We start from the raw sequence: 11,248 nt of genomic DNA on the forward strand, positions 1-11,248 counted from the left end.
ATGGACACTCTCCTCCGGCTTTTCGGTGCTGCAATCTGTCTTATGTCTGCGAGCTCGGTGGCCTTCGCTGCTGACGATGACGAGCAAGCCGCCTCAGTTAAGCGGGGGGCCTATATCGCAACCGCTTCGGACTGTTCCGCCTGCCACACCGCGCCAGGTGGCAAGCCATTTGCCGGGGGGCTGCCCATCGTGTCCCCGGTGGGTACGATTTTTACGACGAACATCACGCCTTCCAAGACTGCGGGGATAGGGCAATATACGGAAGCGCAATTTGCCCGGGCCGTGCGGTCGGGCGTTCGAGCCGATGGTGCAAACCTTTATCCAGCAATGCCGTACACATCATACAAAGTGTTGACGGACGCAGATATACACGACCTCTACGCTTACTTTCAGCACGGCGTCTCGCCCGTCGATACGGTGCCGACGCGTACCGCTCTGCCATTTCCGATGAATGTCCGCTTATCGATGATGGGGTGGAATCTCTTGTTCCTCGGCGACGGTCATAGCGAGACCGATGCTACACAATCGCCTGATTGGAATCGCGGCAAGTATCTTGTCGACGGGCCAGCGCATTGCAGCACCTGCCATACGCCGCGCGGCTTTCTAATGCAAGAATTGTCTGGGCATCATCTGGGTGGTGCCCAAGTCGGCCAATGGTACGCGCCAAACATCACCTCGGATACCAACAGTGGGATTGGGAGCTGGAGCAAGGACGACCTCACTCGCTATCTGTCGACGGGCTCGTTGCCCGGTAGGGCCCAGGCTGCGGGTAGCATGGGGGAGGCAATTGAGCACAGCTTTTTAAAGCTCAGCCAGCAAGATATCTCGGCGATCGCCACTTATATCAAAACCGTGCCGCCGCTGCACGATGCGTCGGACGACCAATCGCGGTTTGGCTATGGGAAACCCGTCTCGCAGCTTGCAAGCTTGCGCGGGGCGAACCCGCTCCGCTCGGATACGGACGCGCAGGCCAGCGGAGCGGTACTGTTCTACGGCAATTGCGCCTCGTGCCACCAACCTTCCGGCCAAGGCAGCAAAGATACCTATTATCCGAGCCTATTTCACAATTCGGCGACAGGTGCGGCCAATCACATCAATCTGATTGCCACGATTCTAAACGGCGTTGACCGGACTACGCCCAAAGGCCAGGCATTCATGCCCGGATTCGGCGGCAAGGCGAATGACATCAATGCATTGAATGACAGCCAAGTCGCCACGTTGGCAAATTACGTGATTGATAACTACGGCCGGTCCGGCACGCCGGTCATGTCTTCGGATGTCGCCCAGGTGCGTGCTGGTGGTCCGGCGTCTTCGCTCCTGCTTCTGGCACGCATTGGTATTGCTGTGGCTGTCGCTGTGGCTTTCGCGATTGTACTGCTGCTTGTTGTTTGGTGGTCGCGACGGGCCAAGGCGGCTTGACCGGCATCTCAGCCGGTTCTGTCGCGCGCGCATCAGCAATATTGGTGTCGTAGCCGCAAGCAGCTATGACAAGTCTGTTTCGTCAAAAACTTAGCTCACTAGAGAAGTGTCGTTGGTTAAGATCCCCTCAAGGCGGGAGAATGATCTCAGTCTGTTCCAAACTTTCCTATTAGCCACCAATACGGTCACATTCATTCAAGACCAACATCGCGCCGATCAAAGGTATCCATCCGAGGTGAACCGCAGGATTTTTGCTTTTGCGCGTGGTAAATTGGCGGGATGGAGATCGACGAAGGCAAAATCGACGATGCTGTGCTGGCGCTGCTATGGCTGACGCTTCACAACGAGCGTTGCGCCTGGAAGGGTTTTGACTGGGCTACGACGGATCGGTTGCATCAGAAAGGCTTGATTGGCGATCCGGTGAACAAGTCGAAGTCGCTGGTGCTGACGGATGAGGGTCTACGCCGATCGGAAGAGCTTTTCCGGCAGTTATTTACGCAGCAACCGCAATCTCCGCCGCCTTGATCCTCTTCCATTCCCATGGCAACAATTCGTGCAGGTGGGAGACGGGCAGATCGGCGATGCGAGCCAGCACGTCCGCCAGCCAGGCCTTCGGATCGATATCGTTGAGACGGGCCGTGGTGATAAGGGTCAGCATGATGGCAGCCCGGTCTGCGCCGCGATCGGACCCGGCGAAGTTCCAGTTTTTCCTTCCGCACGCCACGCCGCGCAGAGCTCTTTCCGCCGCGTTGTTCGTCATGCAGATCCTGCCGTCATCGGCGTATCTGGCAAAGTCCTGCCAGCGCGACAGCATGTAGTTGATCGGCTCAAGCACCGGTGAGGATCGCGACAAACCTTCGCGCTCCTGCCGCAACCAGGTCTCCAGCTCTTCGAGCAGCGGTTTGCTCATTTCCTGGCGCACGGCAAGTCGCTCACCGGCGCTCTGGCCGTTAATGTCGCGCTCTATGTCAAACAGCGCATCGATACGCTTGACCGCCTCCAACGCCGTCGCAGAGACAGGCTTTGCCCCTTTGCCCCGCCGGGCACTTCGCGAGACATCTGCCAACTCGAAGAACTTTCGGCGCGCGTGGGCAAAACAGAAGGCCGGCGTCACCGGGATCTGTTTCTTGGTCCGATCGAAGAGCGGATTGAAGCCATTGTAGCAATCAGCCTGCAGGATACCGGTGAACTCGGCCAGGTGTCGTTGCGGATGCTCACCCCGCCTATCACTGGAGGCGTAGAAGACGGCCGCCGGCGGTGATAGCCCACCAAACGGCCTGTCGTCGCAAACGTAGGTCCATATGCGCCCCGTCGTGCACTGGCCCTTGGCGAGGATCGGGATGGTGGTGTCGTCGCCGTGCAACCGCTCGGCCGCAAACACATGGGTCTCAATGAGATCGAACAGCGGTGTGACGGCGGCGCTGACGTAGCCAACCTGGTCGGCAAGCGTCTGGGTGGACAGATCGATCCCTTCACTGCGAAAGCGACGGCTCTGGCGGTTGAGCGGCTGATGCTCAGAGAATTTGTCGAAGACGATGGTGGCGAGTAGCTTGGGGCCGAGAAAGCCACGTGGCGTTGCATGGAAGGGTGCGGGCGATTGGCTGATGCAGCCGCAGTCCCGGCACGTGAACTTCTCCCGCACGGTCTCGACGACCTTGAAGCGGCGCGGGATCTCCTCCAGCGTCTCGGTGGTGTCCTCACCGAGCTTCGACAGGCGTTCGCTGCCGCAGTGATCGCAGGCACTGGGCGCGTCGATGACGACGCGCTCGCGCTCGATAGTCTCTGGCCAAGGCTTGCGCACTGGCCGCTTGCGGGTGAAGGCACGCACGACTTGGGTTTTGGCGGCAGACACTTGTGAAGCGAGCTCGTCCTCGGTGGCATCGGCAACCAGCTCCTCGAGCTGCAATTCCATCTGGTCGATCAGCCGCTGGGTGCGCTCCCGGCTTGGACCATGTTTGTCGCGTTCCAGCTTGGCGATCAGCAATTGCAGATGGGCGTTGAGCGCCTCGATGCTGGAAAGTTTTGCCTTGGCGCTGGTGGCTTCCGCCTCGCCCGCAACCGTGCCTCGCGTTCTATCAGCAGCGCGGCGTGGGCGCTGGCAAGATCGTCAGGAAAGGAAAGCGGTGGTAACGACATGCCAGAATAAGAGCATATTTCTTCAACAAATTCAATGATGAAGAAACTCAAACGCGTGTTGGACGCCAAGTTTCCTGAGGAGCTCGCCAGTCAATTCCAGAGAGCAAATAGGAAAGCTGCGCCGGTGTGATCGCCACCGCGCCACCCTGCACATTCGGCCAGATAAACCGGCCGCGTTCTAATTTTTTCGTGAACAGGCATGCGCCCTGGCCATCATGCCAGATCAACTTTATCAGGTCACCGCGGCGGCCCCTGAAGCAGAACAAATGACCGCCCAGCGGATCATGCTTTAAAACTTCCTGCACCCGAAGGGCCAAGGATGGAAAGCCACACCGCATGTCGGTATGTCCGGTCGACAGCCACACCTTGATCTCCGCCCCCATCGGAAACGGATTCATCGCAATGTCTCCAAACCACGCATGATCCGTAGCAAAACGTCCACATCGATATCCTGGCCCATGATCACACGCCGGCCGTTCGCACTCACCACCTCTATGCGACCCCGGTCGGTGATGGGAGACGGCACCGCGACAGTTTCCGCAGGAGGCGTGCTCGCAAAAACAGGCTCGGCAGCAACGACAATCGCCGGAACAAACTCGTTCGTCGAGCGGTGGACAAGGCGTCCTTCCCGCACGGCCCTGCGCCAGGCATTCAACTGCCAACGCGTGATCCCGTGACGCTGCGCCGTGACTGTTACCTGCCGCGGGCCAGCATAACTCTCAGCCACGATCGCCAGCTTCGCTTCATCCGTGAAACGCCGCCGACGCCCGCTATCGACAATCTCCATCCGGCTGAAACGCCCCGAGTGATCGCTTGTGATGTCCATGAAAGCACCGTCTATATTGCCGTCTATATAGACAGAGCATCCACACGATCACTCAAATCCGCAATCCGGTTCAGCTCGGATGCGTACGATCAAAGACTATGGGCCATTGCTGCGCCGCACGGTGGCTGGCGCCCACTCACTTTCCTCGGCCTCAACGGCCATTTCGGGCCGCAATAGCCGGCTTGGTATGGTTTTTTACCGGTTGGATTTAGTCGCCCTTGTGCCGATGCAAACTGACGGACTTTCCCAGCGCCTTCTCAGCCGCTTTTTCCTCAAGCAGTTCGGCGTCCTTTTCAAGTTTATCGCTCATCTCACGGAGTTCGTCTTCGCTTAGCTTCTCGGCGCCAACGAACTTGTTCGAAGCCTTGCTGCTGAGGATTAGCTCATCGAGTTTCGCTTGGAGCGCCTTGCCATCCCTGTTTTGCGAGTTCTGTAGGACGAAAACCATCAGGAACGTTACGATTGTGGTCGAGGTGTTTATTACCAGCTGCCACGTTTCCGAGTAGTTGAAGATCGGACCAGTCGCCGCCCACGCCAACACGAGGATGAAGGCAACGACAAACGTCACCGGTTTGCCTGACCAGTCGGCAACGACGTTGGCGAAGGTGGAGAAGAAGCCTTTCTTTTTGGCCAATTGATGAACCTCCAGTCGAAGCGATAATATTTAGGCGCGAAGTGTGCTAAACTACAATCGCAGCGTAAATACTCGTCATACATGAGGCGAAAATGATGCTTGTGATCCGGTAGACAGAAATGACCCTATCAACCTTAGGAATAACAAGCGCATATCATGTGTTTCGGCATCTGGACCCCTAGCCGAGTCACATTAGCATTACAGTTGCAGTTTTAGTTTCAAATGAGCGCGTCGTGCGGCAGCTTGATGCGCTCGTCTCCAACATGACCATGCGATGATGTGGGCGGGCTTTATACGCCGCTGGGCAAGCTTATTCGCAATGCGTCGGACCTCTTGGATGGACCAGCGGATCAGATCGTAATGGTCGGCATCCTCGGTCTTTTTTGGGGTGCCGCATTATTGGCGCGATATCGGATCACAGCCATCATTGCGAAGGCGAGCATGACGAGCGAGACATGGCGATGCCAGCCATGCCACGAGCGGGTCTCGTTATGATCGAGGCCGAGTTCGTTCTTGGCTGTCTCGAAGCTATCTTCGATTGCCCAACGGTGACCTTCGACGGATACGAGCGTCTGAATGCCTGTTCCGGCCGGGCACCAAGTCGTGAAGAATGCGAGGTCGCCATCGCTGATATTGCGCCGGATCAACAAGCCACGCGTCCAAAGCCCGGTTTGCGTATCACTGTATTCGTCGGCATCGATATCGGCCAGTTCGCAGTAGGCCCAGTCATGAAGCCGCGCGCCTTTTGTGCCATCGCCAGCGGAAAGGCGATGCCATGCAGCCGGATCGAGATCACGGGCAATCTCAAGAGCGGTTCCTGCGACGAAAGGCTTACCAGACCAAGCGCCAAAATGATGGTCGGATTTAACCCCAAGAACGTAACCTTTGCAGGCTCGGCGCAGCGCTCCTTCGACGTCTCCGACGCCATACACCGCATCTGCTGCCACCCATGAAAACGGCACTTTGGCTGTCAGCGCCCGCCGAATCATATCGACAGCGAGGGCAGGCTTGGTAGCGAAGGCTACAGCTTCAGGAACATGAGCGGCGGCAAGCCTTGCCGGATCGCTGGTCCAACTCTTTGGCAAGTACAAGGCTCGATCGATAAAGGCATGACCACGATCGGAAACATAGGCGGTGAACACACCGATTTGGCAGTTCGTTACCTTGCCCGCTGACCCTGTATATTGACGTGAAACACCGCAAGATGTCTTGCCCTGCTTGAGGAAGCCGGTCTCATCAATGACCAGGACCGCATCATCTGTGGCAAGGTGCTCCACAACATACTCGCGCACAATGTCGCGAAGTCCGTCTGCGTCCCAGCGTCCACGACCCAAGATGGCTTGCTGTCGCCACGGACCAGGATCGCCAGCCGCCTCAGCGCGCATCCAACCTGTCTTACGGCGCTCATCACCTAACAAGCCGTCCAGGAAAAGGTTCGCAGATGCTGCAACGCGCTCCTGCGTAAACAATCCGCGCATACGCGCCTTAACTTCACGCAGCGACGATGCCCAAAGTTCCAACGTTGTCTCGATCGATGCACCCATCATCCATGACCTCCGAATCATGGAGGCCTATAGATTCAGAACTTGTAAAAATACGCAACTGTAATGTTAGGCTCAGGACCTATTAAATAGCTTGCGGGGTTTCCTCGGTTTTGATTCACTGGGATCGAACGGAGGGACCGCCATGAGTGATTTGATGTTTTTGTCAGACGTGCAAATGCGCCGTATCGAGCCTTATTTTCCACTATCGCATGGCGTTCCGCGCGTGGATGACAGGCGTGTCTTGAGCGGCATTATCTTCGTTCTGCGCAATGGGTTGCGATGGCGTGACGCTCCCAAAGAGTATGGACCGCACAAGACGATCTATAACCGCTTCATCCGGTGGAGCAGGCTCGGGGTGTTCAATTGCATACTGGCCGAACTGACAGCAAAAGGGGGCAAGCCTGAGCAATTGATGATCGACGCGACGCATTTGAAAGCCCATCGCACCGCAGCCAGCCTGCTAAAAAAGGGGATGTTCCCCGACGTATCGGAGTATCCCTACGGCGTGGACCGCCTTGCGAGTTTTTTGCGATATCGTGATTTTGCGCTCTTGAGAGTGGAATTAAGAGCGCAATGAGGAACTATGGCACAGGCCATTTTGCTGACGGGTCAAGAACGGCGTCGTCGTTGGTCACCGGCTGATCGGCTGGAAATTCTGGAGGCAGCATTCGCTCCCGGTGCAAATGTGTCGGAGGTAGCGCGTCGTTTTGATGTTTCGACGGGGCTGCTCTACACGTGGCGCCGCCAGGCGCTGTCGGCTGCGGTGACGGATGGTCCTGCCTTCGTGCCCGCGACGGTCGTGGGTGCCGCGGGCGGTGGCGATGTCGTTGCGGCGACGATCGCTGTGGACTTTGCGAACGGTACCAAGGTGAGGATTTCGTCCGGGGCACCTTGTGATCTTGCCGCAGCAGTAATGCGAGCGCTCAAATGATCCCGATCAGTTCGAGCGTGCGTGTTTGGATTGCGAGCGGCCATTGCGATATGCGCAAAGGGATGCAGGGTCTTGCTCTGATCGTGCAGGAAGGTCTGGGCCGTGATCCGTTCAAGGGGGACGTTTTTGTCTTCCGGGGGAAAAGTGGCCGGCTGATCAAGGCTCTTTGGCATGACGGAATTGGCCTTTCGCTATACGCAAACGATCGGCGTTCATACTACACCTCTTTCCTCGCCAGTTGATGTTCTTGGCTCTGTTTGCGTTTGTTGATACGCAGCAGCGCGATCTTCGAGTGGATTCCATCGGCTGCATTGCTTTTGCGGCAGGTCTCCATCGGCGATTTCGTACAGGCTATAGTGCCCGTTATAGGCATGTCTGGTGATGAGGCCAAATTTGGCCCATCTGGCGACTGTTTGCTCGCTGATATTGAGATGCGCTGCCGCTTCCTGCCTTGTCAGCATTCCCCGCTGTCGCAGTCGATCATATCGTGATCGCAGCTTATATTCGTGGATGAGATAGGCGACTTTGAGGGGTGTAAAGCGGGCGTCCTGGCAGCCGCGACGTGCGGTTCCACCTGGGCGATGTCCCTGCTCGTTTAGAATCTCGGCGATCTCGGGATAAATGTAATCGTCGAGAAGCCTATCGACCAGCTCAATGATACTGAGCTTTGTCTTGATCTGCTGAGGAGAGGATTTTGGGTTCATGGTGGTAAGCGTCTGGATTTTGCCGCCCTTGAAGCGAACGTGAAGCTTGGTGGTTCCTTCCGCTGGCAACTTTAGGAGAGTAACATCCTCAATGATGTGGGCCAGCAATCGCTTGCGTTCGCGGCATGGGGTATCCGGATCCTTCCAGAGCTGGTTGAAGTCGGCCGTCATCGCGACTAACCGTTCGTGGACAGCTTTATCAAGGATGAATTGATCGTGCTCTCGACCACGTTCGCGTTCTTCGCGGGCACTGGCCAGCGTGCGAAGCTTCTCGTTCCATTCACCTTCGAGCGTGTCGGCGACGAGGCGGTTACTAGGATCGACAAGCATGAAGCGGCGCTGAGCGAGCTCGGCTTCCGTTTGGGCGCGTTCGATGGCGCGACAGCGCAGCCGGTCTGCTTCTTCATGGCGGGCTTGGATCTCCTTGCGGACTTCGAGAGCGAGCTCGACGGCCGCCGGCGTCATCTGCTCGGCAATCAGCATACCGATGGCTTCATCGACGGGAGGCCCGGCGATCGACTGACACATAGGCTCCCCACGATAAATACGGGCACGATTGCAAATGTACCAGGCTTCCTGCCGGCCACGCCGCGCCGCATAGCGAACCCTAAGATGGCTGCCGCACTGCCCACACACGGCTCGGCCTTGCAGCAGTGCCGGTCCCTCCCTTGGGATTGAAGCTCGTGCCGCTTCAAATCCACAGCCATTCGCCTTGAGGATCTTCAGATTCTCCTGATGTCGCTCCCAGCTGATATAGCCGGGATGAGCATCGGGAATGCAGGCCGGCCAGTCATCAATGTCGCGCGCACGCAGAGTCTTTTTGCCGTCGATGGTGCGTCGAAACTGTCGTCGGCCATAGGTATAGGCGCCAGCGTAGCGCGGATTGTTCAGGACACGCATCGCCGTCGATGCGGTCAGCGGCCGAAACAGCGTGCCGCCGTTGTGTAGGCGCGATGGAAACAATAGTCCCTCATTGCGAAAGACCTTGACGGTCTGGGAGGCGGACCCGAGGCGAGAGAACATCTCAAAGAAATGAATGATCGTTTCTCTGACTTGCGTGTCTGGATCAAGAGTCACATTGCCGAAATGGTCATAGACCAGCCCGGTCGGCAGGAGGCAACGAAACTCGCCGCGCCGCACCTTATTGAGAATGCCGCCGCGTAGCCGGGCTTTGATCACATGCAGCTCGGCCTCACTCATTGTTCCCTTCAGGCCGAGCAGGAGCCGGTCGTTGAAACTTGCCGGATCATAGACGCCGTCCTCGTCGAGGATCAGGGTGTCGGCAAGGGCGCAGATCTCCAACAGACGTTGCCAGTCGGCATTGTTGCGCGCCAGACGGGAGACTTCCAGGCCCATGACGATCCCGGCATGCCCCATGCCGACATCGCTGACCAGCCGCTGAAACCCTTCGCGCCACGCCGCCGATGCACCGGACTCTCCTTGATCGTTGTCGATGACGATAACCTGCTCGTCGCGCCAGCCGAGGGCGACAGCGCGTCCCCGAAGCGCATATTGCCGCCTGGCGCTCTCGACGTTCTCAACGACTTGCCGCATTGAAGACTGGCGGATGTACAGGTAGGCGCCGCGTTCGAGGTGATGAGGCTGGACTTTGAGGTGTACATTCATGGTGATCTCCGATCGTTGATGCTCATTGCGATTGTCGCAAGGACGTGAACAACGGCGCTGTGCCCGCCGTGCAGCGGCCAAGCAATTGACGATGGGTAAAGCTGCTCTCGCGGGGTGCTTGCTGTTGCTGTCAGCGCCTGAGCCCATCCCCACATGCCCCGACGCAGAAAGAGCATCAGACCGCTACGGGCCATAAGCGGCAGCGCTGCGCCGAAAGCAGCCTGGCGCAATACCTCGTACTGGGACGCGATGGTCGACGGTTGGATCAGGCATGCCACCGCCGCGGCAGTGTTTACCTGCTGCTTTTTTTTAGAACCCGCTCGATCGATCTGGGATGAAGCTCGATATCGAGTTCCTGGCGGAGCAGCTTGGCCAGTTCCCGGGCGCGAACGGGTTCTCCTGGGCCAAGCTGCGCCTGCAGAAATGCCAGGACTTTGTCGTCGATCTTGTGGGGACGGCGGGGGCCCGGCTTTGTCGGCACCAATCCCGCAATCCCGGCCATGTCGAAGTTCACCTTGGCCTGGTAGTAGGTTGGCCTGGAAACACCGTACTCGTCGGAGGCCTCCGTCACCGAAACCTTGTCGATGGAGACGCGACGCAGCATCTCGTATTTGACCTGCACGGCGTCGTGCGGATCGAAGAACTCGCTGCCCCGAAATTTTGGATCGCGCACCTTCTCGGGGGTGGGATTGAACGTGCCCTCTTCGATGAGGACATCCGTCTTTGTGCGCTTGCTGTCGTACTTCGCAGACATCAATGGCTCCGAGGACACGAAGCGGCGTTAGAGTAATTCTAATTATGACGCATTTTACTACCTCGTCAAGCTGATGCGTATGGTCTATTTGACGAAATGACTCGTAATTGCAGGCATATCCTCTCATAAAAGCGACCTCTTGCGGCATAATCCACTTTACAAATGCGGCATATTTATCCTTACACTTCTGCACGTCAGCGCGGCCCCAATTTGCTCGAAAGGCGCTTCACCAGAGTGGCCAACTCCATTAAGTCGACCACCCGCAAGAGCGATCGTCCGTTGCTCATGACGACCTCAGGATCCAAGCTTACAAGATCAGTCCATTGCGGAGGAACCGACCAAACAGTGGCGTCCTCGGTCTGCAGCAAAAGGCGTTCACCATGCCGGTTGTAGCGCTTGCCGACGCACGGCAATTGTCGTGGGAATAAAGGATGAAACGGATGTGTAACCCGCACTAACTGCGTATCTGCGTTGGCAGTGGCTGCATTCTGTTGTGAGGTACAAGCGGCTCGAGCGCGGCCGCTTTATCTGGCCGGCGACGGAGGATGGAGCGATTGCGCTGACGGCTGGCCAGATGTCCTATCTGCTTGAGGGAATTGACTGGCGAAACCCGCAGCAGACATGGCGCCCGACGAGCGCGGGATAGCGTTTTTTTGGCGGGATTGCGTGCGGCA

At 57.5% G+C, this 11,248-nt stretch carries 13 protein-coding genes and 1 pseudogene; 6 read left to right on the forward strand and 8 right to left on the reverse strand.

The genetic code is table 11. The annotated features are described in order from the left end of the window. Together PR018_RS21335 and PR018_RS21340 are read left to right on the forward strand one after the other, a co-directional pair. Positions 1-1,419 carry a cytochrome c gene (locus PR018_RS21335; RefSeq protein ID WP_142832261.1) on the forward strand — a complete coding sequence of 473 codons (1,419 nt, stop codon included), beginning with the start codon at positions 1-3 and terminating at the stop codon, positions 1,417-1,419. A 279-nt stretch (positions 1,420-1,698) separates the two neighbouring features. Then, positions 1,699-1,944, forward strand: a complete 246-nt coding sequence (locus tag PR018_RS21340; protein WP_142832635.1) for a DUF6429 family protein — start codon at positions 1,699-1,701, stop codon at positions 1,942-1,944. Here PR018_RS21340 and tnpC read toward each other — a convergent pair. From tnpC to PR018_RS21365, 5 genes are all read right to left on the reverse strand, one after another. Continuing rightward, positions 1,913-3,555 (reverse strand): IS66 family transposase gene (gene tnpC / locus PR018_RS21345; protein WP_279621418.1). Its coding sequence is split into 2 segments (ribosomal slippage): positions 1,913-3,471 and positions 3,471-3,555, totalling 1,644 coding nucleotides; the frame shifts between segments, so codons are not numbered across the junction. The genes PR018_RS21340 and tnpC overlap by 32 nt on opposite strands. A 47-nt stretch (positions 3,556-3,602) precedes the next feature. Further along, positions 3,603-3,953, reverse strand: coding sequence for an IS66 family insertion sequence element accessory protein TnpB (tnpB, locus tag PR018_RS21350; RefSeq protein WP_143122947.1), 351 nt, complete (start codon positions 3,951-3,953; stop codon positions 3,603-3,605). Further along, positions 3,950-4,381, reverse strand: a complete 432-nt coding sequence (tnpA, locus tag PR018_RS21355) for an IS66-like element accessory protein TnpA (RefSeq protein ID WP_142832636.1) — start codon at positions 4,379-4,381, stop codon at positions 3,950-3,952. Before tnpA (PR018_RS21355) ends, tnpB (PR018_RS21350) begins: the two co-directional genes overlap by 4 nt. A gap of 208 nt (positions 4,382-4,589) precedes the next feature. Beyond that, the gene (locus PR018_RS21360) at positions 4,590-5,015 is read right to left on the reverse strand and encodes a low affinity iron permease family protein (RefSeq protein WP_142832631.1); all 426 of its coding nucleotides are present in this window, start codon (positions 5,013-5,015) and stop codon (positions 4,590-4,592) included. A 350-nt stretch (positions 5,016-5,365) separates the two neighbouring features. After that, positions 5,366-6,580 (reverse strand): IS701 family transposase, encoded by a 1,215-nt coding sequence (locus tag PR018_RS21365; RefSeq protein ID WP_142832624.1) that lies wholly within the window; start codon positions 6,578-6,580, stop codon positions 5,366-5,368. Positions 6,581-6,701: 121 nt separating this feature from the next. Between PR018_RS21365 and PR018_RS21370 the strand changes: the two are divergent. The 3 genes and pseudogenes from PR018_RS21370 to tnpB (PR018_RS21380) all read left to right on the forward strand — a co-directional run. Next, positions 6,702-7,031: pseudogene (locus PR018_RS21370) on the forward strand (transposase); the annotation flags it as partial. A 111-nt stretch (positions 7,032-7,142) separates the two neighbouring features. Continuing rightward, positions 7,143-7,490, forward strand: a complete 348-nt coding sequence (gene tnpA / locus PR018_RS21375) for an IS66-like element accessory protein TnpA (RefSeq protein ID WP_111217014.1) — start codon at positions 7,143-7,145, stop codon at positions 7,488-7,490. After that, on the forward strand, positions 7,487-7,732 hold the full coding sequence (tnpB, locus tag PR018_RS21380; protein WP_279621419.1) for an IS66 family insertion sequence element accessory protein TnpB: 246 nt from the start codon (positions 7,487-7,489) through the stop codon (positions 7,730-7,732). Before tnpA (PR018_RS21375) ends, tnpB (PR018_RS21380) begins: the two co-directional genes overlap by 4 nt. Here the strand turns inward: tnpB (PR018_RS21380) and PR018_RS21385 are convergent. The 3 genes from PR018_RS21385 to PR018_RS28515 all read right to left on the reverse strand — a co-directional run bounded on the left by PR018_RS21385 (position 7,703) and on the right by PR018_RS28515 (position 11,029). After that, the gene (locus PR018_RS21385; protein WP_279621420.1) at positions 7,703-9,967 is read right to left on the reverse strand and encodes a recombinase family protein; all 2,265 of its coding nucleotides are present in this window, start codon (positions 9,965-9,967) and stop codon (positions 7,703-7,705) included. The two genes, tnpB (PR018_RS21380) and PR018_RS21385, sit on opposite strands and share 30 nt — an antisense overlap. 145 nt (positions 9,968-10,112) lie before the next feature. Then, on the reverse strand, positions 10,113-10,574 hold the full coding sequence (locus PR018_RS21390) for a helix-turn-helix domain-containing protein (RefSeq protein WP_111222197.1): 462 nt from the start codon (positions 10,572-10,574) through the stop codon (positions 10,113-10,115). 194 nt (positions 10,575-10,768) lie between these two features. Beyond that, positions 10,769-11,029: a DUF5372 family protein gene (locus PR018_RS28515; RefSeq protein ID WP_161959378.1), complete on the reverse strand. Its 261-nt coding sequence runs from the start codon at positions 11,027-11,029 to the stop codon at positions 10,769-10,771. A gap of 38 nt (positions 11,030-11,067) precedes the next feature. Between PR018_RS28515 and tnpB (PR018_RS21395) the strand changes: the two genes are divergently transcribed. Beyond that, complete coding sequence (tnpB, locus tag PR018_RS21395) at positions 11,068-11,220, forward strand: IS66 family insertion sequence element accessory protein TnpB (RefSeq protein ID WP_425064161.1); 153 nt, start codon at positions 11,068-11,070, stop codon at positions 11,218-11,220. The last annotated feature ends 28 nt before the right edge of the window (positions 11,221-11,248 follow it).

It is taken from the genome of Rhizobium rhododendri (assembly GCF_007000325.2).
GTDB lineage: Bacteria > Pseudomonadota > Alphaproteobacteria > Rhizobiales > Rhizobiaceae > Rhizobium > Rhizobium rhododendri.